At 30.7% G+C, this 25553-nt stretch carries 25 protein-coding genes and 1 other annotated feature; of the genes, 18 read left to right on the top strand and 7 right to left on the bottom strand.

Features of this window, described 5'->3' with window-relative positions; all coding sequences use genetic code 11:
- Window positions 1-534 precede the first annotated feature (534 nt).
- From aroF to KPL37_RS15840, 9 genes are read left to right on the top strand one after another with little or no spacing between them, the layout of a single operon-like run.
- Window positions 535-1548 carry a 3-deoxy-7-phosphoheptulonate synthase gene (gene aroF, locus KPL37_RS15880; RefSeq protein ID WP_216150943.1) on the top strand — a complete coding sequence of 338 codons (1014 nt, stop codon included), beginning with the start codon at window positions 535-537 and terminating at the stop codon, window positions 1546-1548.
- Window positions 1549-1560: 12 nt separating this feature from the next.
- Window positions 1561-2421: a prephenate dehydrogenase gene (locus KPL37_RS15875; RefSeq protein ID WP_216150941.1), complete on the top strand. Its 861-nt coding sequence runs from the start codon at window positions 1561-1563 to the stop codon at window positions 2419-2421.
- Window positions 2414-3490, top strand: a complete 1077-nt coding sequence (gene aroB, locus KPL37_RS15870) for a 3-dehydroquinate synthase (protein WP_216150939.1) — start codon at window positions 2414-2416, stop codon at window positions 3488-3490. Before KPL37_RS15875 ends, aroB begins: the two co-directional genes overlap by 8 nt.
- A 29-nt stretch (window positions 3491-3519) precedes the next feature.
- Window positions 3520-4812: a 3-phosphoshikimate 1-carboxyvinyltransferase gene (aroA, locus tag KPL37_RS15865; RefSeq protein WP_216150937.1), complete on the top strand. Its 1293-nt coding sequence runs from the start codon at window positions 3520-3522 to the stop codon at window positions 4810-4812.
- Complete coding sequence (aroC, locus tag KPL37_RS15860; protein WP_216150935.1) at window positions 4793-5863, top strand: chorismate synthase; 1071 nt, start codon at window positions 4793-4795, stop codon at window positions 5861-5863. The genes aroA and aroC overlap by 20 nt, the downstream gene beginning before the upstream one ends.
- 11 nt (window positions 5864-5874) lie before the next feature.
- Window positions 5875-7011, top strand: a complete 1137-nt coding sequence (gene pheA / locus KPL37_RS15855; protein WP_216150933.1) for a prephenate dehydratase — start codon at window positions 5875-5877, stop codon at window positions 7009-7011.
- Between the two features lie 30 nt (window positions 7012-7041).
- Complete coding sequence (gene aroE / locus KPL37_RS15850) at window positions 7042-7872, top strand: shikimate dehydrogenase (RefSeq protein ID WP_216150932.1); 831 nt, start codon at window positions 7042-7044, stop codon at window positions 7870-7872.
- Complete coding sequence (locus KPL37_RS15845) at window positions 7869-8363, top strand: shikimate kinase (RefSeq protein WP_216150931.1); 495 nt, start codon at window positions 7869-7871, stop codon at window positions 8361-8363. Before aroE ends, KPL37_RS15845 begins: the two co-directional genes overlap by 4 nt.
- A 49-nt stretch (window positions 8364-8412) precedes the next feature.
- Window positions 8413-9570 carry a DUF362 domain-containing protein gene (locus KPL37_RS15840; protein WP_216150930.1) on the top strand — a complete coding sequence of 386 codons (1158 nt, stop codon included), beginning with the start codon at window positions 8413-8415 and terminating at the stop codon, window positions 9568-9570.
- Window positions 9571-9666: 96 nt separating this feature from the next.
- On the opposite strand, the gene trpA is transcribed toward KPL37_RS15840, so the two are convergent.
- The 7 genes from trpA to trpE are packed head-to-tail and all read right to left on the bottom strand — an operon-like array spanning window position 9667 to window position 15982.
- Complete coding sequence (gene trpA, locus KPL37_RS15835) at window positions 9667-10458, bottom strand: tryptophan synthase subunit alpha (RefSeq protein WP_216150929.1); 792 nt, start codon at window positions 10456-10458, stop codon at window positions 9667-9669.
- The gene (trpB, locus tag KPL37_RS15830) at window positions 10455-11630 is read right to left on the bottom strand and encodes a tryptophan synthase subunit beta (protein ID WP_216150946.1); all 1176 of its coding nucleotides are present in this window, start codon (window positions 11628-11630) and stop codon (window positions 10455-10457) included. The genes trpA and trpB overlap by 4 nt, the downstream gene beginning before the upstream one ends.
- Complete coding sequence (locus KPL37_RS15825) at window positions 11630-12226, bottom strand: phosphoribosylanthranilate isomerase (RefSeq protein WP_216150928.1); 597 nt, start codon at window positions 12224-12226, stop codon at window positions 11630-11632. Before KPL37_RS15825 ends, trpB begins: the two co-directional genes overlap by 1 nt.
- Window positions 12219-12986 carry an indole-3-glycerol phosphate synthase TrpC gene (trpC, locus tag KPL37_RS15820; protein ID WP_216150927.1) on the bottom strand — a complete coding sequence of 256 codons (768 nt, stop codon included), beginning with the start codon at window positions 12984-12986 and terminating at the stop codon, window positions 12219-12221. Before trpC ends, KPL37_RS15825 begins: the two co-directional genes overlap by 8 nt.
- Window positions 12983-13984, bottom strand: a complete 1002-nt coding sequence (gene trpD, locus KPL37_RS15815) for an anthranilate phosphoribosyltransferase (protein ID WP_216150926.1) — start codon at window positions 13982-13984, stop codon at window positions 12983-12985. The genes trpC and trpD overlap by 4 nt, the downstream gene beginning before the upstream one ends.
- Entirely contained in the window at window positions 13962-14552 is a 591-nt protein-coding gene (locus tag KPL37_RS15810; RefSeq protein WP_216150925.1) for an anthranilate synthase component II, read from the bottom strand. Before KPL37_RS15810 ends, trpD begins: the two co-directional genes overlap by 23 nt.
- Window positions 14552-15982: an anthranilate synthase component I gene (gene trpE / locus KPL37_RS15805; protein ID WP_216150923.1), complete on the bottom strand. Its 1431-nt coding sequence runs from the start codon at window positions 15980-15982 to the stop codon at window positions 14552-14554. Before trpE ends, KPL37_RS15810 begins: the two co-directional genes overlap by 1 nt.
- A 50-nt stretch (window positions 15983-16032) precedes the next feature.
- Window positions 16033-16338: a binding site (T-box leader), on the bottom strand.
- A gap of 306 nt (window positions 16339-16644) precedes the next feature.
- Between trpE and KPL37_RS15800 the strand changes: the two genes are divergently transcribed.
- The 9 genes from KPL37_RS15800 (at window position 16645) to aroD (ending at window position 25373) form a co-directional block, all read left to right on the top strand.
- Entirely contained in the window at window positions 16645-18369 is a 1725-nt protein-coding gene (locus tag KPL37_RS15800) for a DAK2 domain-containing protein (RefSeq protein WP_216150921.1), read from the top strand.
- A 30-nt stretch (window positions 18370-18399) separates the two neighbouring features.
- A complete protein-coding gene (locus tag KPL37_RS15795; protein WP_216150919.1) occupies window positions 18400-19173 on the top strand; it encodes a DUF1295 domain-containing protein in 774 nt (257 codons plus the stop codon).
- A gap of 40 nt (window positions 19174-19213) precedes the next feature.
- Entirely contained in the window at window positions 19214-19540 is a 327-nt protein-coding gene (locus tag KPL37_RS15790) for a DUF1475 family protein (protein ID WP_216150918.1), read from the top strand.
- A 39-nt stretch (window positions 19541-19579) separates the two neighbouring features.
- Window positions 19580-20560, top strand: coding sequence for a Rieske 2Fe-2S domain-containing protein (locus tag KPL37_RS20325; protein WP_216150917.1), 981 nt, complete (start codon window positions 19580-19582; stop codon window positions 20558-20560).
- Window positions 20561-20736: 176 nt separating this feature from the next.
- Window positions 20737-21129 (top strand): bacteriohemerythrin, encoded by a 393-nt coding sequence (locus tag KPL37_RS15780; protein ID WP_216150916.1) that lies wholly within the window; start codon window positions 20737-20739, stop codon window positions 21127-21129.
- A gap of 167 nt (window positions 21130-21296) precedes the next feature.
- A complete protein-coding gene (gene htpG / locus KPL37_RS15775; protein ID WP_216150915.1) occupies window positions 21297-23177 on the top strand; it encodes a molecular chaperone HtpG in 1881 nt (626 codons plus the stop codon).
- 137 nt (window positions 23178-23314) lie between these two features.
- The gene (locus KPL37_RS15770; RefSeq protein ID WP_216150945.1) at window positions 23315-24097 is read left to right on the top strand and encodes a Cof-type HAD-IIB family hydrolase; all 783 of its coding nucleotides are present in this window, start codon (window positions 23315-23317) and stop codon (window positions 24095-24097) included.
- Window positions 24098-24175: 78 nt separating this feature from the next.
- A complete protein-coding gene (locus KPL37_RS15765; RefSeq protein WP_216150914.1) occupies window positions 24176-24460 on the top strand; it encodes a putative quinol monooxygenase in 285 nt (94 codons plus the stop codon).
- A 148-nt stretch (window positions 24461-24608) separates the two neighbouring features.
- Window positions 24609-25373 (top strand): type I 3-dehydroquinate dehydratase, encoded by a 765-nt coding sequence (aroD, locus tag KPL37_RS15760; protein ID WP_216150912.1) that lies wholly within the window; start codon window positions 24609-24611, stop codon window positions 25371-25373.
- The last annotated feature ends 180 nt before the right edge of the window (window positions 25374-25553 follow it).

The following is a 25553-nucleotide window of genomic DNA, read 5'->3' as shown; positions in this document are numbered from 1 at the left end:
TTACGAACACCTCATTTATAAATTCTTATGAGGTAATTCTACACTATATTTTTGTCTGTTTGGGACATAATCAAAAATGGTATACTAGGACATTATCATAAACGGATCATATAAGTAGTGAAAATTTAAAAGCAAATCCTTGACAAATACTCCAGTTTGTTATAATATTTAAACATTAAAGAATTTACAGACACTAATTATAAATTTGTGAGGTATTATTATGAAGAATATCATTATTAAAGAAATCACTAAAAAAGTATATTTTTATTTTAGCTGGGGCTATCGTTATTTTAGCATTGGTTACTTTTTGTGCAAAAAAATATATAAGATTTCTTTAAATAATGAGTTTAGGAATAAACCTATAATACCGGCTTATGCTGAATTATAGAAAGTAAACTAAGTCTGTACGCAAGGAAGACTCATTATAGGGGTTCCTTCTTTTAAAAAAGGAGGGTCCATTATAAAGGGGCTTCCTTTTTTTTATAATTCTTTATAACAAATTATAAGTTAAGTATATTTTAGGAGGAATTTTATATGGTAATCGTAATGAAAGCAAATGCAAAAGAGAATCAAATTATGTCTATTAAGAAGAAGTTAGAGGAATTAGGATTTATGGTTCATGTTTCTAAAGGAGAGAATCAATGCGTTTTAGGGCTTGTTGGAGATACAACTACAATAAATGAGAACCAAATTGAGGCAATAGAGTGTGTTGATAAGGTTATGAGAGTTCAGGCGCCTTACAAAAGAGGTAACAGACTATTCCATCCAGACGATTCAATAATAAAGGTAGATGAATTAACAATTGGTGGAAAAGAACTAGCGATAATAGCAGGACCTTGCGCTGTTGAAAGCGAAGAGCAATTAATACATATTGCAAAAGATGTAAAAAGAGCAGGTGCTAATTTTCTAAGAGGAGGAGCTTACAAACCTAGAACTTCACCATACAGTTTTCAAGGAATGGAAGAAGAAGGACTAAAAATATTATTAGAGGCTAAAAAAATAACAGGACTTCCAATAGTAACCGAAGTTATGAGTGTTGAGCTTGTTGATAAAATATGTCAATATGCTGATGTTTTACAAATTGGAGCTAGAAATATGCAGAACTTCGATCTTTTAAAAGAAGTAGGAAGATGCAATAAAACGGTTCTATTAAAAAGAGGTATGAGTGCAACAATTGAAGAACTTTTAATGTCTGCCGAGTACATAATGTCTGAGGGAAATGAAAAAGTAGTTTTATGTGAAAGAGGAATTAGAACATTTGAAACTTTTACAAGAAATACTTTAGATTTAAGTGCAATTCCTGTACTTAAGAAACTCAGTCATTTACCGGTTATAGTAGATCCAAGTCATGCTGCTGGTAAATGGTGGTTAATAGAACCTCTTGCAAAAGCTGCTATAGCAGTCGGTGCAGATGGTCTTGAAATTGAGGTGCATTATGATCCTGCTAATGCACTTAGTGATGGCCCTCAATCATTAAAACCTAAAAAATTTGAAGCCCTTATGGATTCTATAAGAGTAATTGCAAAAACACAAAACAAAATAGTTTAAGAGGTGGTAAATTTGGATTGTACTGACTTTAATATTACAATTGTAGGCTTAGGACTTATAGGTGGCTCCTTTGCCATGGCACTAAGAAAATTAAATCCTAAAAATATTTGGGCAATTGACATTGATAAAGAAACGCTAAAATTGGCGGAGAAAATGAATATCATTGATAAAGGATACATAAATCCAAAAATACCACTTAGTAATTCAGATATTGTGATACTTGCAGTTTATCCTCAAAAGACTATAAATTTTGTAAAAAGCAATATGAATTTATTTAAAAGTGGAGCAGTTATTACAGACACTGCTGGAATTAAGAGCAATTTAATACATGAAATTATGCCTGTACTTAGGAAAGATCTAGATTTTATAGGTGGACATCCTATGGCAGGAAAAGAAGAATCAGGGCTTAAGGCAGCATCAAAGGATATGTTTAAAAATGCTAATTACATTATAACTCCAATTAATGGGAACAAGGAAGAAAATATAAATTTGGTAGGTACGATTGCTAAGGGGATGGGGTGCAAGAGAGTGGTATATCTTACACCTAAGGAGCATGATGATATCATTTCTTATACAAGTCAGTTACCACATATTATAGCTGTTTCTTTAATAGACTGTAATAGTTTAATTGAGGGTACGTCTAAGTTTATTGGAGGAAGTTTTAGGGACACAACTAGAGTTGCTACTATAAATGGTGAATTATGGCCTGAATTACTTTTATATAATAAAGAAAATATAATTAGTAAGATAGAGGACTTTGAAAAAAATATAAAAGAAATAAAAACAGCAATAATAAATAATGATGATGGTTTTCTTAAAAAAAGGTTTGAGGATGCAACAATGAAGAGAGAGGAGATAGTTAAAGGTGCATAATATAGAAGTTAGAGCTTCCAGCGGAAGTTATCCAATATATATTAAGAATGGATTATTAGATGAAATCGGTGTAGAAGTTAAGAAGATATATGAAGGAAAAAGAATTGCTATTGTAACAGATTCTAATGTTGACCAGTTTTATGGACAAAAGACTATTAACTCATTAAAAGAATCAGGTTTTGAAACTTTTAAAATTGTGGTAAAAGCTGGAGAGGAAAGCAAGTCATTTGAAACATTACTTGAGGTGTATGACAAACTTTTAGATTTTAATATAAACAGAGGAGATATTATTATTGCATTAGGTGGGGGAGTTGTGGGTGATATGACTGGCTTTGCAGCCTCAACTTTCTTAAGGGGTATTCCTCTTATACAAATTCCAACTACACTGCTTGCACAGGTGGATAGCAGTGTAGGTGGTAAGGTAGCAGTAGATTTACCTCGTGGAAAGAATCTAGTGGGAAGCTTTTATATGCCCAAGGCAGTTTTTATCGATCCATTGCTTCTTAGAACACTTAACAATAAGTATTTAAATGATGGTATGGGTGAAGTTATAAAATATGGGGCTATCAAAGATAGCGAACTATTTAATACTTTAATGAAATATGAAAATAAAGAAGCACTTTTGAGCGAAATAGATAAAATTATATATACTTGTTGCTCTATTAAAGCTAATATTGTTGAATTAGATGAGAAAGATACGGGAGAGAGAATGTTATTAAATTATGGTCATACCATTGGGCACGCAATTGAGCAGTTCTTTAATTTTACCAAGTACTCTCATGGAGAGGCAGTAGCAATGGGAATGTATTCTATAACCAAGTTAGGAGAAGAACTAGGATTAACTAAGATTGGGACATCTATTGCTATAAAAGAAATTCTAATTAAGTATAATCTGCCATGGGAGTTGCCTGAAATAAGAACTCAAGCTATAATTGAAGCTATTAGTCATGATAAGAAAAACATTGCAGGATCCATGAATTTAATATTAATAGAATCCATTGGAAATAGCTTTATTGAAAAAATTGATAGAACTAAGATAGAAAATTTTCTTCAAAAAATCATAAAATGATTTATTATATTGAATTGAGGTGCTAAGTAATGAAATTAGTTATAATTAAACCATCTTATTTAAAGGGAAAAGTGAAAATTCCACCTTCAAAATCATTATCGCATAGAGCAGTTATAGCAGCGGGATTAAGCAATGGAGGATGTGCTATTGATAATATTAGTATGTCTGAGGATATAATAGCCACCTGTGAAATAATGGAGAAATTTGGAGTTGATATTAAAAGATTACCAAGTAACCTTGTGGTATGTGGGAAAGGTAAGCTCTCATTTAAACTTAGTGATAATTTAAATAATGAACTACAATGTAATGAAAGTGGATCAACGTTAAGGTTTTTAATTCCTATAGCCATGCTAACCGGAGAAAAAATAGTTTTTAATGGCAAGTCCAAGCTAGTACAAAGAACACTTAAACCATATTATGATATTTTTGATAATCAGAATGTAAAGTATAATACAAACAAAGGTAATCTGCCATTAATGGTAGAAGGAAGTCTTAAACCCGGTATTTTTGAACTTAGGGGTGATGTAAGCTCTCAGTTTATTACAGGACTTATTTATTCATTACCTTTATTAGATGGTGATTCAATAATCAAGATTACTACTAAGATGGAATCCATAGGATATATAGATTTAACTTTAGATGTTCTTTCTAAATTCGGTATAAAAATAGAAAATAATAACTATAGAGAATTTAAGATAAAGGGTAATCAACATTATAATAGGAGAGATTACAGAGTTGAAGGTGATTTTTCTCAAGCTGCATTTTATTTAGCAGCAGGAGTACTCGGTGGGGAAGTTGAATGTATGGATTTAAATATGGAATCTCTTCAAGGTGATCGAGTAATAGTAGATATAATTAAAGATATGGGTGGAAAGATTACTATTAAAGATGGTATTCTAAAAGCATCAAAATCGAATTTAAAAGGGACTATTGTTGATGCATCTCAATGTCCTGACCTTGTACCAATAGTTGCTGTTCTTGCAGCATTAAGTGAGGGAACTACGCAGATTATTAATGCCGGTAGAGTTAGAATAAAGGAATCAGATAGGTTAAAGGCTATGGCAACAGAGCTAAACAAAATTGGTGCAGAGGTTATAGAGAAAGAGGATTCACTTATAATTCATGGTAAGCCAAATCTTTGCGGTGGAGTTGTAAGCAGTTGGAATGACCATAGAATAGCTATGGCTATGGCTATTGCTTCAATTAAATGCACGCAGGAGCTTACTATTGAGGATAGCGAGGCAGTTAAAAAATCCTACCCAAATTTTTATGAAGATTTCAAGAGCCTAGGAGGGGAAGTTAATGAGCGGACAATGGGGTAAAAAAATAAAGTATTCTATATTTGGAGAGTCTCATGGAAGAGGGATAGGAATAACTATTGATGGATTACCACCGGGCATTAAGCTTGATATAGATTTTATTAATGGCGAAATGCAAAGAAGGGCACCAGGACGAGACGAATTTTCAACTAAAAGAAAAGAAGGAGATAAAGTTGAAATATTAAGTGGATATTTTAATGGTTATACCACAGGGACACCTCTTTGTGGTGTTATTTTTAACGAAAATCAAAATTCGAAAGATTATGACAAGTTGAAAAATTTAGCAAGGCCAGGTCATGCAGATTTCACAGGAAAAGTTAAGTATTCAGGTTTTAATGATTATAGAGGTGGAGGTCATTTCTCAGGAAGAATCACAGCACCACTTGTTTTTGCAGGGGCTGTTGCTAAACAAATACTTTTCGATAAGGGAATTGTAATCGGAAGTCATATTTTAAGTATTGGGAATGTCTTTGACAGTTATTTTGATAGTGTTAATTTAGAAGTACAGACGTTAGCAGATGTACTACATAAGGATTTCCCTGTACTTGATGATTTAACGGGTAAAGAAATGAAGAATGTTATATTAAAAGCTAAGGAAGAAACTGATTCGGTTGGTGGTATAATTGAGAGTGCTATCTTAAATCTTCCTTGTGGCCTTGGTGAACCATTTTTTGATTCTCTAGAAAGTAATCTAGCACAATTATTATTTTCTGTACCTGCAGTAAAAGGAGTAGAATTTGGAATGGGTTTTGATATAACAAAAATCAGGGGAAGTAAGGCTAATGATGTGCCATATATATACAAAGATAAGGTACTTACTAAAACAAACAACAATGGTGGAATTAATGGAGGCATATCTAACGGAATGCCTGTAATTTTTAGAGTTGCAATGAAACCTACACCTTCAATCGCAAAAACTCAAAATACTATTGATATGGCAACAGGTGAAAATTCAGAAATATCAGTTATAGGTAGACATGATCCATGTATTGTTTTAAGAGCACTACCAGTAATTGAAGCTTGCGCGGCAATGAGTATTTTAGATTTTATATAGGAGGTGTTCTAATGAGTAATTTAGATAATTTAAATATAGATGATTTAAGAAATAAAATTGATAAAATTGATGCTAGCCTTGTATCATTATTTGAAAAGCGTATGGAAACAGTTTTAAAGGTAGCTGAGTATAAGAAGATAAATGGTATTGCCATTCTAAATCAAGGACGCGAGGAAGCAGTTATAAAGAAAAATTTAGACATTGTTAAAAATAAAGATTTATATTCAGAGGTAGAAGAATTTTTCAAATCGGTTATGAGAATAAGTAGAGGGTTCCAAGATAGAGCTTTAAATAAGAGTCAAGTGGTGCCTACTGATAAAAATCTGATTGTTGGTTTTTATGGCGTTACAGGTTCTTTTAGCGAACAGGCATTAAAAGAGTATTTTGGAGAAAAGGTGGATACAAAAGAAATAAGTGAGTTTGAAGATATATTTTTAGAGCTTAAATATGGAAAAATAAATTATGGAGTTATTCCTATAGAAAATTCTTCAACTGGTGCAATATCTGAGGTTTATGATCTTCTCAATAAATATGATTTTTATATAACAGGAGAGAAATATCTAAAAATAAGTCAAAATCTAATGGGAATTAAAGGTTCAACATTAGATAAAATCAAAGATGTTTATTCACATCCTCAAGGGCTTGAGCAAAGCATGGAATTTTTAAAAGGATATCCACAGTGGAACTTGGTTCCGTATAAGAGTACTGCTAAAAGTGCAGAATTAGTTAAGGATAAAAATGACAAAACTCTAGCTGCGATAGCTAGCACTAAGGCAGCAGAGATATATGATCTTGAAATACTACAAAAAAATGTAAACTCAAATGCAACAAATATGACTAGATTTGTAGTCATTGGCAAAGAGATGGAGTCAAATAATAAAAGTAACAAAATAAGTTTAGTATTATCAACTACTCACACGGCTGGTTCGTTGTATCATGTTTTAAAACATTTTGCAGAAAATAATATAAACCTTATGAAAATTGAATCTAGACCGATAAAAGAAAAGCCATGGGAATATTTCTTTTACATAGATTTCCAGGGAAATATTAATGAAGACAAAATATTACATGCAATTGATTTAATCAAAAATAATAGTCGGTATTTTAAGATATTGGGTAATTATAGAAGCGAGATAATCAATATTTAATAATTATTATCAAAGAAATGAGGGGAAGTTATGTCAGAGTTATATGGTTTGCTTGGAGAAAAACTATCGCATAGTGTATCTCCACAAATACATTCAATGATCTTTAATAAATTAAGTATTAAGGGTTATTACCATTTATTTGAAGTAGGAAAAAAAGATCTTAAAGTGGCAATAGAAGGCTTTAAGGTTATTAAACCAATGGGTATTAATGTGACTATTCCTTATAAAATTAAAGTTATGGAATTTCTTGATGAGGTTAGTGTCGAGGCAAAAGCAATAGGAGCTGTAAATACCATAAAGTTTGAAAATAGTAAAACTATTGGTTATAATACCGATTACTTTGGAATTGGAATGTTATTTAGTAAAAATGATATAAAGGTGGAAAATAAAAAAGCAACGATATTTGGTAATGGTGGGGTAGCGATTACTATGGTAAATTATCTTTTAAATAATGGAATAAGTGAAATCACTGTAGTAACAAGAAATATAGAAAAACTTAAGGAGAATAGCAACTTTAATTGTTGCAGAGTAATTTCTTATGATGAAGCTTCGGAAATTAAAGAATCAGATATAGCGATAAATTGTACACCGCTTGGAATGTATCCTAACTTAAATAATTCACCCATTGAAAAAAAATATATTGGTAAATTTACAAGTGCCGTAGATATGATTTACAATCCTAAAGAAACTTTATTTTTAAAGTATGCGAAAGATGCAGGCATAAAAGCAGTTAATGGTCTTTATATGCTTGTTGGTCAAGCAACTTGTGCTCAGGAAATATGGAACAATATTAAAATCCCTAAGGAAACAATTGATAAAATTTATGAAGAGTTAGGTAGAGGAGTAGAAAATAGACTATGAAAAATATAGTTTTAATTGGTATGCCTGGTTGTGGTAAAAGTGAAATTGGGGAAATACTTGCAAAGAGAATAGAGATGGACTTCATAGATGTAGATGATTTTATTGAATCGAGTACAAGTCGTTCCATTACTGATATATTTAAAAATGGTGAGGATGGGTTTAGAGATATAGAAGCTATTGCAGTTAGGGATATAACCCAAAAACATCATGTAGTTATCTCAACTGGTGGTGGGGTAATTAAAAGATATGAGAATATTTTAAATCTTAAGAGAAATGGCATTATCATTTATATTAACCGTCCAATTGAAAATATAGTATCTGATATAAATATTGAGGGGCGCCCCTTACTTGCAAAGAATCCAGATAAGATATCTAAATTGTTTGAGGAGAGAGCCACATTTTATAAAAAATATTGTGATCATGAGGTTATGAATATTAGGGGTATAAACGATGTTGTAAATGATATTATAGAAATATATAAGAGGATTTAGTAAGATGCTAACTCTGTAGAATTTAATTAAATAATAGGGGGCGATTATTATGGAAAGTGTTGCACTTTTAAAATGCACAGATTATGACGTAGAACTGATAGAAAATACACTAAGAGAAGGATTTGAACTTCTTGGAGGAGATTCTTTTTTACGTAAACTTATACCTGAAAATAGTAAAGTTTTGTTAAAACCTAATTTTCTTAGTATAGAGGCAAAAGGATCACCAGTTATAACTCATTACGCAGTTTTTGAAGCTGTGGTTAGAATAGTTAAAGAGTATAGCGAAAATATTACATTTGGAGACTCTCCTGGTTTTGGAGATTCAAGGAAAGCAGCTGAAAAGTCTGGTTTGATGGAGGTTGCTAATAGATATGGAGTCGTTTTTGATGATTTTAAAGACGATGTTCATGTAACTCTTGAAAACTCTTTATTATGTAAATCTTGGAATATAGCTAGAGCACCTTATGAAGCGGATGTTGTGATTACACTTCCAAAGTTAAAAACCCATGCTATGGCTTATTATACTGGAGCGGTTAAGAATCAATTCGGTTGTATACCGGGTGCTCAAAAGGCGATATGGCACACAAGAATGCCAGATGCTAATAATTTCAGTAAAATGTTATTAGATGTAAATTCCTTGGTTAAGACTAGTTTTGCAATTTTAGATGGAATAATCGCAATGGAGGGAAATGGACCTAAAAGTGGAACTCCTAAAAAGATGGATACTATAATTATGGGACAATGTTTAACCGCAGTGGATTCTGTTGCAGTAAGGTTAATCGGTTATGATGATGTTTTAAAACTACCATTTTTAAAGGAAGCATTTGATGCGAAGTGGGGAGCTGTAATGCCAAAGGATATAGTAGTACTCGGAGAAAAAATAGAGACAATGAAATGTAAAGACTTTAAGCTATCAAGAAAAGGGGGTAGTTTTTATTTTGTAAATCCTTCTGTAACCCATTTTTTAACATCAATGGTTGCACCAAATCCTGTTGTAATAGAAGAAAAATGTATTGGTTGCAGAAGATGTGATGAAGTTTGCCCTCGAAGGCCAGAAGTCATATCATTTATTAAGAAAGGAAATAAAACAATTCCAAAATGGGATTACAGCAAATGTATAAGATGCTTCTGTTGTCAAGAACTTTGTCCGCAAGGCGCAATAGAAACAAAGTATAAGACATTAGGTAAGATTTTGGGATTAAAATAAGAGTTTAGTTTTATATTATTGCATATCAAAAGTCAGTAATTAATACGTTAATTACTGACTTTTATTTTATTAATATTATTATGTTCTTTTTTCAAATTAATTTATTGCACTTTTTATACCTACTGCAAAATCGTATACTCTTTTTAATATTTCATTTTGCGTTCCACTATCGTCTACTAACTTAATTATTGCACTTCCAACAATAATGGCTTCACAATAGGGGGCATATGCTTTTGCCATTTCAGCATTTGATATTCCAAAACCGAGGCCCTTAGGCATATCAGTGTATGTGGATACTAAGTCCATATACTCTTTAATGTCTGTATTAAGTTTTTGTCTTGTTCCCGTTACTCCATTTACAGAAACACAATATACAAAACCTTTTCCAAGATTAGTTATAGCTTTAATTCTAGATTTCGATGTTGGAGCAACCATTGGGATTATGCATATATCATATTTATCTGCTATTTCTATTACTTCACCTCGCTCTTCCAGTGGAAGATCTGGAATTATTAATCCATCAATACCAACTTCCTTGCATTTTTCAAAAAAATTTACATCACCATATTTAAATATTGAATTATAATAAAGTAAATATACTAGTGGTATCTGTGTTTTTACTCTTATCTGACGAACCTTTTCCATAATAGAATTAATTTTTGTTCCATGAGCTAAAGCTTTAGTAGAAGAGGCTTGTATTACGGGACCGTCTGCCATAGGATCAGAATAAGGAACACCAATCTCTATTATATCAGCCCCAGCTTTTTCAAGTGTTAAAACTAATTCTAAGGTGGTATCTAAATCTGGATCTCCACCTGTTATAAAAGGTATAAAGGCTTTTTCGTTTTTTGATTTAAGATAATTAAATTTTTCGACTATTCTATTCATAGTTTTACCCCCATAATTTGCGCAATTGTATTTATATCCTTGTCGCCACGTCCTGAAAGATTAATAATAATAATTTTATCTTTTGAAAGTGTTGGTGCGAGTTTCATAGCATAGGCGACTGCATGAGCACTTTCTATAGCTGGGATTATTCCTTCAACTTTTGTAAGTTGCATAAAGGCATTAACTGACTCATCATCCGTAGCACTGACATATTGAGCCCGATGTATGTCATGTAGATAAGCATGCTCAGGTCCTATGCCAGGGTAATCAAGACCAGCAGATATTGAATAAACAGGCATTATTTGACCATCATCATCTTGGAGTACATAAGTTTTCATTCCATGAATTATACCGATATTACCTTTAGATATAGTTGCGGCATGTTGGTCTGTATTTAATCCTTTTCCCGCTGCTTCAACTCCAATAAGTTTTACAGCTTTATCTTCAATGAAAGGGTAGAATATGCCCATAGCATTACTTCCACCACCAACACATGCTATTATATAATCAGGTAATCTATTCTCGGCAAGAAGTATCTGTTTTCTAGCTTCATCGCCAATAACTCTTTGAAAGTCACGAACCATTGTTGGATATGGATGTAATCCAACGGTAGATCCTATAACATAAAAAGTATCTTCCACATTACTAACCCAATTTTTCATAGCTTCATTAACAGCATCTTTTAAAGTGCCTGTGCCTGTGGTAACTGATGTAACCTTAGATCCTAACATCTTCATTTTAAATACGTTCAAAGATTGCCTTTGTATATCTTCTTCGCCCATAAATACTTCACACTCAAGCCCAAACATTGCAGCTACAGTTGCTGTTGCAACTCCATGTTGACCTGCTCCGGTTTCAGCTATTATTCGGTTTTTACCCATCCTCATTGCAAGAAGGATTTGTCCTAATGCATTATTTATTTTATGAGCTCCAGTATGGTTTAAATCTTCTCTCTTTAAGTATATCTTTGCTCCACCTAATTTTTTTGTGAGATGCTCTGCATAATATAACGGAGTTTCTCGACCTGCATAGTTCTTAAGATAATATTTATATTTAGATATGAACTCGGGATCAACTTTAGCCTTTTCATATTCCTTCTCAAGTATTATAACTGCGCTCATTACTGTTTCAGGTGCATATTGTCCACCAAATTTTCCAAATCTACCTTTCATCATAAATTCCTCACTTTCTTAATAAATTCTTTTATTTTTGTATAATCCTTAAACCCATCTGTTTCTACTCCACTGGATACATCAACCCCGTAAGGGTTTAACGTTGTAATCCCATGCACAACATTTTCACTAGTTAATCCACCGGCGAGCATTATGGTGTTTCCATCAACTTTTTTATAAGCAAGGTTCCAATTAAAGCTTTCTCCAGAACCTGAAATACTATTGTCTAAAAGAAATTTTGCACACTTATAATGGCTTATTTCGGAAATGCTTTTAATATTATTAATTTTGAGCGCTTTCCAAATTTCATAATCTCTAAATTTATTTATATATTCTTGGGTCTCGTGACCATGAAATTGTAGAACTTTAAGTTGTAATTTTTTCGCAATTTTTAGTACTACAAATGGATCTTGATCAACAAATACTCCAACCTTTTGAATGCCTTCATTTAAATTTTTTATTAATTTATAGGCATGTTCCATATCTACTTGCCGTTTGCTTTTAGCAAAAACAAATCCAGCATATTCTGGGAGAAGCTCGTTAAGATATTCTATGTCGCAAGGCCTTCTAATTCCGCAAATTTTAATTTTAGTCATGGCAGGCATTAAGGAAGGCTTCAACACTATCAGGATTTCTCATAAAGGATTCTCCGATAAGTACTGCGCTTGCTCCGATTGATTTTAAATACAAAACATCATTAATTGAACTTATGCCGCTTTCAGACACAACAATTTTGTCTTTTGGTATATCCTTCATTAGTTTCTCTGTTGTATGAATATCAACATTGAAGTTATTTAAGTCTCTATTATTTATACCAATTATTTTGCAGTCACATTCTAATGCAAGCTCTATTTCAGCTTGATCATGAACCTCAACTAAGCAATGAAGGCCTAGTGAAGAGGCAAGTTCATAATAAGATTTTAGCTTATCCTTTAGAACTGCAGCTATTAGTAAAATAGCATCAGAACCAAGGGCAACAGATTGATATATTTGATATTTATCTATAATAAAATCTTTTCTTAATATAGGCATAGATGTATTTTCTTTAACCAATCCTATATTTTTATCATCTCCTAAGAAATATTTTTTTTCTGTAAGAACTGAGATAGCGTCAACACCATATTTTTCATAATTTAAAGCTGTTTTAATAGGATCAAAATTTGGATCAATAAGACCCTTAGAGGGAGAAGCTTTTTTTACCTCAGCTATAATAGACAAACCATTTTTATTAAGTGTTCTTCCAAAATTTCTTATTACTCTGTGCTCTATATTAATTAAATTTTCTAATGGTTTAAGAATTTTTTCATCTTCAATTTGAAGTATTTTGTTTTTAACTATTTTATCTAATATATTCATGATAATCTAAGCTCCTTAAGCTTTAGAAGGGCTTTGCCTGAGTCAATTAAGTCTTTCGCGAGTAATACTCCTTCTTTTATAGTTTCACACTTTTTGCCAATATATAGTGCTGCAGCTGTGTTTATTATTACAATATCTCTTTGAGGCCCTTTTTCTCCTTTTAAAACATTTAAAATAATAGCTGCATTATCCTTAGCACTGCCTCCGACTATATTTTTAAGGATTGTTCTTTTAATGTCGAAATCTTCTGGATATATTTTATAATCAAATACAACGCCATCCTTTAATTCACTGACATAAGTAAAACCAGTTGTGGTTATTTCATCTAGCCCATCCTCGCCGTGTACTACAAGGGCTCTTTCTGATCCAAGATTTCCTAAAACCTGAGCAACTGGATTAGTTAGGTCTTTATTGAAAATTCCAAGTATCTGTCCGCGTACAAAAGCAGGATTTGTTAATGGACCTAAAATATTAAAAATAGTTCTAGTTCCTATTTCACGTCTTGGTGCCGCTGCATTTTTCATAGCTGAGTGGTAGTTTTGAGCAAATAGAAATGCCATACCTTTTTCCTCAATTAGATTTGCAGCAACGCTGGGATCTATATTTATATTTATTCCAAGCTGCGTTAGTACATCTGCACTTCCACTTTGACTAGAGACTGCCCGATTACCATGTTTAGCCACTTTTACTCCTCCTGCAGATGCTATTATAGCGCAGGCAGTAGAGATATTAAAAGTCTTACCTCCATCACCACCAGTGCCGCAGGTGTCAATAGCATAATCGCTAATTAAATTTACATGTTTTGCGTTATCCCTCATAGCTTTTGCACAACCTGTGATTTCATCGATTGTCTCACCTTTCATCCTTAAACCAACAAGAAATGCTCCTATTTGAGCCTGAGTTGCTTCTCCTTTCATTATTCCATTCATAAAATCATAAGATTCCTTTTGCGTTAAATTTTGATTTTGTATAATTTTACTTATTATCATCTTTAACATTACAAATTACCTCCACAAAATTTTTTATTATTTTTTTCCCTTCCTCACTAAATATTGATTCGGGATGAAATTGTAGACCATATGTCTGAAACACTTTATGTTTCATTGCCATTATTAATCCATCTTTTGTTAAAGCAGTAATTTCTAAATCTTTTGGCACAGTAGATTTCTCAACAATTAAAGAATGATACCTCATTATTTTTAGATTGTTGTTTATTCCTTTAAACAAGCCTTTTCCATTATGGGTAATGATTGATGTTTTCCCATGCATTATCTTTGGTGCTTTTATAATTTTTCCGCCATATGCATAACCTATAGCTTGATGTCCTAAACAAATACCCATAATAGGTATAGTGCCTTCAAAAACCCTTATAACTTCAACACTTAATCCTGCATTTTCTGGTCTGCCTGGCCCGGGAGAAATAATAATGCCATCTAATGCTAAATTTTTTAATTCTTTTATTGTAAATTCGTCATTTCTTAAAACTTTTACGTCTTTATATAATTCACCTACATATTGATATAAATTATAAGTAAAGGAATCGTAATTATCTATTATCAAAATCATTACAATACCTCCATTAAGGCCATAGTTTTATTCATGGTTTCAGTGTATTCTGTCTCAGGCACAGAGTCATAAACTATTCCTGCACCACCTTGAACATAAGCAATATCATCCTTAAATACTATTGTTCTTATTGCTATGCAAGTATCCATGTCACCACCATATGAGAAATAACCAATGGCGCCTGAATATATACCACGCCTTGTATTCTCTAGTTCATCAATAATTTCCATTGCTCTTATCTTAGGGGCACCTGAGACTGTTCCTACAGGCAAACAAGACTTAAGTGCATCAAAGCAATTCAATTCTTTTTTTAAAGTACCTGACACCTTTGAACATATGTGCATTACATGAGAGAAGGCTTCAACCTCCATAAATTTAGCTAGTTTTACAGAGCCAAATTCACTTATTTTCCCTATATCATTCCTACCAAGATCTACTAGCATTAAATGTTCTGCAAGTTCCTTCTCATCTTTTAACAATTCTTCTTTTAATAGATTATCTTCTTTTGCAGTCCTACCACGAGGTCTTGTTCCTGCAATAGGATTAGTCATTACTACATTACCTTTAACTTTAACTAAACTCTCAGGAGATGCACCCGCTAACTTAAAATCTTCAAAATCTATATAAAACATATAAGGGGAGGGGTTGCTACGACGTAATTTCCTATATATTTCAAAAGGGTCTATACTATTTTTAACCTTAAATCTTTGAGATAAGACAACTTGAAAAATGTCACCGGATGTTATATATTCTTTTGCTTTGTCAACAAGTTTACAAAAATCCTCTTTTTTATAATTAGAAATTAATTCTTTATTTTGCGAATTTTCAATCAATTCATGATGTACGTTCTCGCAACCTACCATTTCTTTCATAATATTTAGCCTGCTTAAAACAGTATCGTAATCCTCAACTTCTTCTGGGAATACATTATGAATTAGCATTATTGTATTTTTAAAATGATCGAAACATATAAATTCTTTATAAAAAAGCAAACATGTTTCTGGTAAATTTAATTCATCTGGATTATTATCTGGTAATTTTTCATATTGTCTTATTACATCATAACCAATATAACCAATTGCTCCTCCTATAAAGGGTAGATCTAAGTCATTCCTATCATATTGTTTAAGTAAGTTACCTTCTGCAAAATCTAATATTTTACCTGTTTTCTCTTTAATTTCATTTCCTTTAGTTATACTTACATTTTCACCTCGGCTACTTAGTATCATATATGGGTTACTACCCATAAAAGAATACCTTGAATCTTCTTTAGAGGACGAAGCACTTTCAAGTAGAAATTTATATTTTCCTTTTAAATTATAATAGATATTTACTGGTGTAAGTTCATCACCATTGATTTTAGTGAACATCGGAAAAACTACTTTCATAGATTTTTTGTTATCAAATTCTTTCTGAGTTATATTAACCATATTATCATCACCCCTCTATTTTTTTGTACAAAAAAAACACTTCATCTGTATAATGGGACGAAGTGACCGCGGTGCCACCCATATTAGTTATTTAGTAACAAAAAAATAAAAACACTTCATCCTACAAAAGGACGAAATGCAAAATTTCGTTATACCACCTAAATAATTATCTTTGTCAGGCACAGATTTCTCGATTGCCCTGTCCATGTAACGGTAGACACCCCGGTTAATGCTACTACTAGTTCGCATCACATCTCACAGACCCATTCAATAACGGCTACAGTACCCAGCTTTCACTAATCCAGGTTCGCTTAAACTAAATTCCTTTATCTACTATTTCTGCTCATTGATATTATTAAAATCATACATCTTAATTTAATGGTTGTCAACATTTATTTCAATGTTTTGAATTATTTTATTAATCATTATGATTCTAAACTAAATATATTTTTTGCTTCTTAATTTATATAATATTTAATATATTTAAAGGTACATATTAACAAATAAATATATTTATTTATATGCACATTTAGTTAAAAAATATGCTATTATATTATTAATAACAATTATTTGTAGATAAATAGTATTGAATAGGGGGAACTGAAATTAATAATAATAATATAACAGGAGAAGTATTATATTACGCATTTTTATCAGGTGTAGTGCAAGTTAGGAAACAAAAGAATATTTTAAATAAAATGAATGTTTTTCCTATTCCTGATGGAGATACGGGTAGCAATCTAGTATCTACAATGAATGCAATTGTTGAAGATATGAAGATTCACAAATCTATTAAAGCTACAATTAATTCTATGGCGGATGCAGCATTAATTGGGGCAAGGGGTAATTCAGGAATAATTTTTGCTCAATTTATAAATGGGATTAATGAAGAAATTAGTGATAAAGAACCCCTAACTATGGTGACTTTTGCAGAAACATTAAAAAACGCTGTACCTTATGCATATAAAGCTATCTTAAATCCTATTGAGGGGACTATGATAACTGTTATAAGAGAATGGGCGGAAGCCGTTTACAAATTGAAAGATGTAACTGAGAGCTTTGAAGCAATAATAATTAAAACCTTAGAGGATGCTAAGAGCTCACTTGCAAACACACCCAATATTCTTGAGATATTGAAAAAATCATCTGTGGTAGATTCTGGCGCAAGTGGTTTTGTGAGTTTTCTCCAGGGAGTTGTTTATTTTCTTAATGATAAAAACATTACAAAATTAACTCAAAATGAAGAGGAAATAATATTTGAAGAAGAAGTTTTTAATTTTACACCAAATATAACGTATAGATATTGTACAGAAGCTTTAATTTCAAATGAGAATGTTAATACTGATGAAATAAAGAATGCACTAAAACACTTAGGAGATTCTTTAATTGTAGCAGGAAACAAAAGCAAAGTTAGAATACACATACACACAAATAAGCCAGATGAATTATTTTCTATACTAAGAGAAAAAGGTGAAATAGTTCAGCAAAAAGTTGACGACATGAAGAAACAATATGAGGTGGTTCATAACAGAATTAATAAAACGGCTATACTTACAGATTCAATTGCTGATTTACCACAAGAACTTATAGAAAAATATCAGATTCACGTTTTACCATTAAATTTAATTATTGAAGGTAGCACATATCTGGACAAACTTACTATAAAACCGGATAAGTTTTATTCTATGATTGACAATTTGAAAGAGTATCCAACAAGTTCGCAACCAACAATAAAAAATGTGCAAAATGTATTTTCTTTTTTAACTAGTCATTATGAATCAGTAATTACAATAATAGTATCTAAGGAAATGAGTGGAACGTTTAACATTGTTAAAAAAGCTGCAGAAAAATTTATAGAAGAAGGCAAAAAAATAACAGTAATTAATTCCAAATTAAATTCTGGTGCACAAGGGTTAATAGTATTAGAAGCAGCAAAAGAATTAGAAACCGGGAAAAATTATGAGGAAGTTGTAGAGATAATAAAAAATAAGATTAAAAAAGCAAGAATATATGTTAGCGTTAATACTTTTAAATACATGGTAAGGGGTGGACGAGTTTCACCAATGAAAGGGTTTATTGGAAGGGTATTAAATTTAAAACCAATAATATCAATAAATACAGATGGGAAAGGAATTGCATTTGGTAAAATTTTTAACGCAAAATCAAATACTAAGAAAATACTTTCGATAATTAATAAAGCAAATGAAAATAACAAAATAATATCTTATAACATTGTACATGCAAGTGCTCCTATAAAAGCTAATGAATTGAGCTTGAAATTAAAAGTAATTTTAGGGAAAGAACCAGAATATATTACTGAAATATCACCTATTGTTGGTTTAAGTGCCGGAATTGGAGCAGTAGCTGTATCGTTTATAAGTTCTTAATGTAATAATATAAATTTAGGAGGAGTTAATATGAATATTTACGCGCAAAGTACAATACTAGTTTTTATCTACATGAGCATCTTTTTTATTATTGCTCAAATGATTAAAAATAATTCAATAGTTGACATGGGTTGGGGTCTTGGATTTGTTTTGATATCAATATATACATTATTTATTGGAGGAAATTATAATTTAAGAGCAGTTATAGTTACGGCATTAGTTTTCGTCTGGGGAATAAGATTGTTTTATCATATATTAAAAAGAAATTTAGGAAAGCCCGAAGATTTTAGATATGTAGCATTTAGGAGGAATTGGGGTAGATGGGTTATGCCAAGGGCATTTTTGCAAGTGTTCATGTTACAAGGAGCAATTATGCTAGTTATAGCTTATCCCATTATAATGAATAATGCTACATCTAAAGGAAGTTTAGGCATATTAGAATTTGTAGGTATCGTTATTTGGATAGTTGGTTTCATTTTTGAAGCATTAGGAGATAAACAGTTAAAAAACTTTATTGCAGATAAAAAGAATAAAGGGCATATAATGAAAAGGGGGCTTTGGAAATTCACAAGGCATCCAAATTATTTTGGAGAAGCTACAATGTGGTGGGGGATATTTATAATTACTTTATCATCAAAAAGTGGCATAATTGGAATCATTAGCCCTATAATTATAACGTTATTGTTGTTATATGTTTCCGGAGTACCAATGCTTGAAAAGCATTATAAGGATAATAAGGAGTTTGAGGCATACGCGAAAATCACTAGTAAATTTATACCTTGGTTTCCTAAAAGAAAGGTTTAATAACATTAATAATAAAATATAATGAGAAAGGAGTGATTTTATGAAAATCGGAAAAATATTATCTCTTATTGGTTTTTTTGTAATGATGGGAATGCTTATATATGGGTTTACTATTGGAGATTTTACTCAGGAGGGTAAAATCTTATTAGGTATGCCCTGGGGACAAATATCATTAGTAGATATTTATATAGAATTTATTATAGTATGTTCGTGGATAGTGTATAGAGAGAATAATGCTTCAAAATCTTTAATCTGGGTTTTGCTTGTGCTAACATTAGGTAGCATGATTAGTTGTTTATATATTTTCTTAGCATTTAATAGCAGTAATGAAAACTGGGAAAAGTTCTGGGTAAAAAATAGAGTTTAATTATAAAAATTGAATTGTTGAAAGAAAGGATGGATAAGCGTGATTAAGAATCAATGGTATGGAATATTAGAATCAAAAGAAGTAAAAAGTGAAAAACCAATTGGCATAACAAGGCTGGGTCAAAAACTAGTCTTTTGGAGAAGTGAGAATGGAAAAGTGAATTGTATTTTTGATAAGTGTTGCCATAGAGGAGCAGCATTAAGTGGTGGCAAGGTGGTTCATGATAAAATTATGTGTCCTTTTCATGGATTTGAATACAATTCATTTGGAAAGGTAACTTTAATACCAGCTAATGGGAAAAATAATGATATACCAGAGAGGTATAAGGTTAATTCCTATCTAGTAGAAGAAAAATATGGTCTAATTTGGTTATGGTATGGAGAAAAATTAGATAATATTCCCGAAATTCCTTTTTTCAAAGACCTACGTGAGGGCTTTTCTTATGGTGGTTTTTCAGAGATGTGGCCAGTTCATTATACGAGAGCAATTGAAAATCAATTAGATGTTGTTCATTTACCTTTTGTTCATACATCTTCTATAGGTAGGGGGAATAAAACTTTAGTAAATGGTCCTGTTGTTAAATGGGAAGAAAATTTAATGACTTTTTATGTAAATAATGTAGTGGATGACGGAAATGCACAGCCTTTAAAACCAAATGAAATTGAGAACTATAAAAATTTATTTAGTCTTCAGTTACAAATGCCTAACATTTGGCAAAATATTATTAGTAAGGATATTAGAATAGGTGCAATATTTGCACCTATTGATGATGAGCATACACAGATTTACATTAGATTTTACCAAAAATTTATGAAAGTACCTATATTAAAACAATTAGTTAATACAATGAGTACTTTTAGTAATAAATATATACTTCATCAAGATAGGAAGGTTGTTTTAACTCAAATTCCTATAAAATCTGAGATAACAATGAATGAGAACCTTATTCAAGGAGATTTACCTATTATTGAGTATCGAAGGAGAAGAGCTTTATTGAAAGGTGAAATAGATAAAAAGTAAAATAAGCACTCGATTTTAATGAGGTAATGTAGGATAATAAAAAAGTGGTATGTAAATAGAATATTATGGAGATTATTCTTGTAAAATAAATTAAAACAAAGTAATATAAATGTATGAATTTAATTTTAATGTTGAAGACAAGCTATATTATATAAATTTGAGGGGGAAATTAATTAATGTTTGAGATGAAGGAAAAATATATGACAAAAATTCCAAAAATTAATGCTGAGCACGAAAAGCTTTTCGAAATCGGGGAAAGAGCTTATCAATTGCTAATAGATAAATATGATACAGATAAGTATGATAAAATAGTAACGGTAATTGACGAATTAAAAGCATATACAATATATCATTTTAACGCTGAAGAAGAATATATGATCAGAATAAATTATAAAAGATTATTTACACAAAAAATAGATCATACATTTTTTATTGAAAAAATAGGTGAGATTAATTTAAGTGAAATTGATGATAATCAAGATGAAGCTATAATGAAAATATTAACTTTTTTAAATGAGTGGTTAATTAATCATATAGTTCAGAAAGACTTACTAATACCAGTAGAGTAAAATTATGTTAATGTTGGATTTGCCGTTTGAAATAATAGAAATTATATAGTGAAACATTGACAAATCATATAATAAGGTGTATTTTATAGTTATCATTAGCACTCAGAAGGATAGAGTGCTAACAAAATGTAAAATTAAATTATTTGGTATGAAAGGGGAAATTACACATGGAAAAAAAACAATTTAAAACAGAATCTAAGAGAATTCTAGATATGATGGTAAACTCAATATATACTCATAGAGATATATTTTTAAGAGAACTTGTCTCTAATGCTAGTGATGCTATTGATAAAATATATTATAAGACGTTAGCAGATGATACATTAACTTTTGAGAAAGATAAATACTATATTAGTATAGCAAGTGAAAAAGAAAATAGAATAGTAAAAATTTCTGATACTGGTATTGGAATGACTGAAAAAGAGCTAACGGATAATCTAGGTGTTATAGCTAAAAGTGGATCTTTAGCATTTAAAAAAGAAAATGAAATAAAAGATGGTTATGATATAATCGGACAATTTGGTGTGGGATTTTATTCTGCATTTATGGTAGCTGATAATATTACTGTTATAAGTAAAGCTTTTGGTAATGATAAAGCGTACAAGTGGGAATCTACAGGCGCAGATGGTTATACTATAGAACCTTGCGAGAAAGATTCCGTTGGTACAGAAATTACACTTAAAATAAAAGAGAACACTGAAGATGATAATTTTGATGAATTTCTTGATGAAAATGGATTGAAATCTATTATAAAGAAATATTCAGATTTTATTAGGTACCCCATTAAAATGAATGTAAGTAATTCTAAACTTAAAGAAGGTAGTGAAACAGAATACGAAGATATCGTCGAAGAAAAGACTATAAACAGTATGGTTCCTATATGGAGAAAAAATAAAAGTGAACTTACTGATGAAGATTATAATAATTTTTATGCTGAAAAGCACTATGGTTTTGATAAGCCATTAAAGCATATTCATATAAGTGTTGATGGTGTTATAAGTTATAATTCTATTTTATATATTCCAGAAAAAACTCCATATGATTTCTATACAAAAGAATATGAAAAAGGCTTAGAGCTTTACTCAAATGGTGTTTTAATTATGAACAAGTGTGCAGACTTATTACCAGACTATTTTAGTTTTGTAAAAGGAATAGTAGATTCAGAGGACTTATCTCTTAATATATCAAGAGAAGTATTGCAGCATGATAGACAACTTCAATTAATAGCTAAAAACATTAAAAGTAAAATAAAAAGTGAGTTAGAAAATTTACTTAAAAATGAAAGAGAAAAATATGAAATATTTTACAAATCATTCGGAAGACAACTAAAATATGGTATTTACTCTGATTATGGTAGTAATAAAGACACTTTGCAAGATTTGTTACTGTTTTATTCATCAAAGGAGAAAAAGAATGTTACTTTAGATGAGTATGTTTCTAGAATGCCAGAAGATCAAAAATATATATATTATGCTTCAGGAGAAACAAACGCACGAATTGAAAAATTACCTCAAATTGAAATGGTTTCTGATAAAGGATTTGAAATTCTATACTTTACGGATGAAGTGGACGAATTTGCTATAAGAATGATAGCTAAATATAAAGAAAAAGAATTTAAATCTGTATCAAGTGGTGATTTAGGGATAGAAGCGGAAAAGAAGGAAGAACCTTCAGAAGTTGATGACAAAGAAAACAAAGAATTATTTGAGCATATGAAAGCTGTTTTGGCGGGTAAGGTTAACGATGTTCGTGCATCAAAACGACTTAAAAATTATCCAGTATGTTTATCAAATGATGGTGAGCTTACAATAGAAATGGAAAAAACGCTAAATTCTATGCCTAATAACGAAAATGTAAAAGCAGATAAAGTTTTAGAAATAAATATAAATAATGATATGTTTAAAGTGCTTAAAGAATCTTTTGAAAAAGATAAAAGTAAGTTAGATTTATATACTAATATATTATATAATCAAGCGTTACTTATTGAAGGATTACCAATTAATGATCCAGTAGAATTTACAAATAATATATGTAAAGTAATGATATAATAAAAGCATATTAGCAAGAAAAATATAAACATATTTGTGAGCTATAAATAAACATTAGTTTATTTATAGCTCATTTTTACTAAGACAGTGTTATAATTTTAATATTCCTATAAAACAATATAAAGGGGGAAATACTTATTATAAAACTCATTGCAACTGACATGGATGGTACACTATTAAATGACAAAGGTAATATAGATGAAAAAATATTTGGACTGATACAGGATTTAAATGAGAAAGATATAAAATTTGCAGTTGCTAGTGGCAGATTTTATTCACAATTGAGCTTGAATTTTAAAAGGGTAAATACAGATATGATATTCATTGCCCATAATGGAGCTCTCATTAAGCATAATAATAAAGGAAAGACATTGTATTCAAATTATATTGCAAAAGAAGAAATAGAGCATGTAATAAATTTAAATCCACAACTAGGTGAAGAAGTATTTTTAGCGGGAGAAAATGAGGCATTTGTAGTAAATCCATCAAAAGTTATTTTTAATGAACTTACAGGGGTTGATGTGCCTGTTGTAAAATTAAGGACTTTTAGTGAGCTTGCAAGTCCAATATATAAAATTACTTATTATATGGCTGGTGGAGTAACTTCAGCTATAGTAAATCATTTGAAAGAAAAATTGGATGACAAACTTGAATTTGTTGTATCTGGTGGTAAATTTATAGATATAATGAATAAAGGTATAAGTAAAGGGAGTGCTATAAAAATACTCCAAGAAAAATTTGAAATAGATCAAAAGAACACAATGGTTTTTGGAGATTATTATAATGATTTGACTATGTTTAAAGCTGCTCATTACAGTTATGCAATGAAAAATGCACCTGAAGATGTGAAAAAACATGCCAAGTTTATTGCAGAAAGTAATAATGAGCATGGAGTTTATAATGTTATAGCAGCTTTGTAGAAATGGTAAAATTAGGACAAGTGTTATAGGCTTACAATATAAAAGTTTATTAAATAAATTATAAAGAGGAGAAATTATATGATTACTATAGTTGCAAAGAACATATTAAAGAAGGGTAAAGCAGAAGAATTTATGGCTTTGGCAGAAGAACTTATAAACGAAAGTAGAAAAGAAAAAGGAAATATATCTTACAACTTATATCAAGATACTAACAATTGTGATATATTAACTTTTATAGAAGAATGGCAAAATGAAGATATAATTAAAATCCATAATAATTCTAAACATTTTACTTCTATCATTCCAAAACTCGGGAAATTACATGAATCCAATATGGATGTTAATTTATATAAAAAGTTATAACAAAACAAATATATAAATTTCATTTGCTATAGGAGCATTTTAAATATGGAAAAGAACTGCTTACGGTGAGCAGTTCTTTTCCATTTATTATAATTGAGATTGCGTAATGTTACAAATAGATTAATATATTTTGAGAGGATAAATAATAATGAAAAAACTAGTTAAGATTAAAGATGTTACAATTGGTGATGGTATACCTAAAATTTGTGTGTCTATGGTAGGAAAAACGACTTCAGAACTTATAGAAGAAGCAGAATTTTTAAAGCAACTGGATATAGATGTTATAGAGTGGCGTGCAGATTTCTTTAAAGATGTTACTAATATATCAAAAGTAAAGAAAGCATTACAAGCAATTAGCACAGTGGTACTTGAAAAACCTATTATTTTCACTTTTCGCACAGCTAAAGAGGGGGGACAGAAAGAAGTTACTACAGCATATTATGTTGAATTAAATAAAGCAATTGCATTGTCAAAACTTGCTGAAGTTCTAGATATTGAACTATTTAATGAAGAAAAAGATATATTAGAATTAGTAAATGCAGCTCATAATAATGGTATATTCGTTATTATATCTAATCATGATTTTGAAAGAACTCCAGAAAAAGAAGAGATTATATCGAGGTTACGTAAGGCTCAAGAATTAGGTGGTGATCTTCCTAAAATTGCAGTAATGCCTACTTGTACAAAAGATGTGATTACACTTCTAGACGCAACCCGTATTATGAATGAAAAATATGCTAATAGACCTATTATTACTATATCTATGGCAGGAAAAGGTATTATAAGCAGATTATCGGGTGAATTATTTGGTTCTGCACTAACATTTGCTGCAGCAAAGAAGGTTTCTGCACCAGGACAAATTTCTGCAGTAGAATTACGCAAAGTCATAACGTTACTTCATAACAATATTTAAGAGAGGTTCAGAGTAAATTTATATAAAAAGATATGAAAACATAATATAAACTAAAAGAACTGCTTAATTTAATGTGTACCCTTTGTCAAGGACAATCTAAAAAAAAGTCTACGCTGATTTAAGAAGATGATTTCTGTATTGAACAGGAGTCATCTTTTTTAAACCCCATTGATATCTAAA

The organism is Clostridium frigoris (genome assembly GCF_018861865.1).
Lineage (GTDB): Bacteria > Bacillota > Clostridia > Clostridiales > Clostridiaceae > Clostridium_AD > Clostridium_AD frigoris.
This window is presented reverse-complemented; position numbering and strand designations above follow the sequence as displayed.

Bases quoted from the DNA above. Each gene is read 5' to 3' on its own strand.
- KPL37_RS15790 (WP_216150918.1), top strand. From the start codon at position 19,214: ATGAAAATCGGAAAAATATTATCTCTTATTGGTTTTTTTGTAATGATG.
- trpA (WP_216150929.1), bottom strand. From the start codon at position 10,458: ATGAATAGAATAGTCGAAAAATTTAATTATCTTAAATCAAAAAACGAA.
- trpC (WP_216150927.1), bottom strand. From the start codon at position 12,986: ATGAATATATTAGATAAAATAGTTAAAAACAAAATACTTCAAATTGAA.
- KPL37_RS15825 (WP_216150928.1), bottom strand. From the start codon at position 12,226: ATGACTAAAATTAAAATTTGCGGAATTAGAAGGCCTTGCGACATAGAA.
- KPL37_RS15840 (WP_216150930.1), top strand. From the start codon at position 8,413: ATGGAAAGTGTTGCACTTTTAAAATGCACAGATTATGACGTAGAACTG.
- aroC (WP_216150935.1), top strand. From the start codon at position 4,793: ATGAGCGGACAATGGGGTAAAAAAATAAAGTATTCTATATTTGGAGAG.
- KPL37_RS15795 (WP_216150919.1), top strand. From the start codon at position 18,400: ATGAATATTTACGCGCAAAGTACAATACTAGTTTTTATCTACATGAGC.
- KPL37_RS15810 (WP_216150925.1), bottom strand. From the start codon at position 14,552: ATGATTTTGATAATAGATAATTACGATTCCTTTACTTATAATTTATAT.
- pheA (WP_216150933.1), top strand. From the start codon at position 5,875: ATGAGTAATTTAGATAATTTAAATATAGATGATTTAAGAAATAAAATT.
- trpB (WP_216150946.1), bottom strand. From the start codon at position 11,630: ATGAAAGGTAGATTTGGAAAATTTGGTGGACAATATGCACCTGAAACA.
- aroE (WP_216150932.1), top strand. From the start codon at position 7,042: ATGTCAGAGTTATATGGTTTGCTTGGAGAAAAACTATCGCATAGTGTA.
- aroF (WP_216150943.1), top strand. From the start codon at position 535: ATGGTAATCGTAATGAAAGCAAATGCAAAAGAGAATCAAATTATGTCT.
- aroA (WP_216150937.1), top strand. From the start codon at position 3,520: ATGAAATTAGTTATAATTAAACCATCTTATTTAAAGGGAAAAGTGAAA.
- htpG (WP_216150915.1), top strand. From the start codon at position 21,297: ATGGAAAAAAAACAATTTAAAACAGAATCTAAGAGAATTCTAGATATG.
- aroD (WP_216150912.1), top strand. From the start codon at position 24,609: ATGAAAAAACTAGTTAAGATTAAAGATGTTACAATTGGTGATGGTATA.
- trpD (WP_216150926.1), bottom strand. From the start codon at position 13,984: ATGTTAAAGATGATAATAAGTAAAATTATACAAAATCAAAATTTAACG.
- trpE (WP_216150923.1), bottom strand. From the start codon at position 15,982: ATGGTTAATATAACTCAGAAAGAATTTGATAACAAAAAATCTATGAAA.
- KPL37_RS15780 (WP_216150916.1), top strand. From the start codon at position 20,737: ATGTTTGAGATGAAGGAAAAATATATGACAAAAATTCCAAAAATTAAT.
- KPL37_RS15845 (WP_216150931.1), top strand. From the start codon at position 7,869: ATGAAAAATATAGTTTTAATTGGTATGCCTGGTTGTGGTAAAAGTGAA.
- KPL37_RS15765 (WP_216150914.1), top strand. From the start codon at position 24,176: ATGATTACTATAGTTGCAAAGAACATATTAAAGAAGGGTAAAGCAGAA.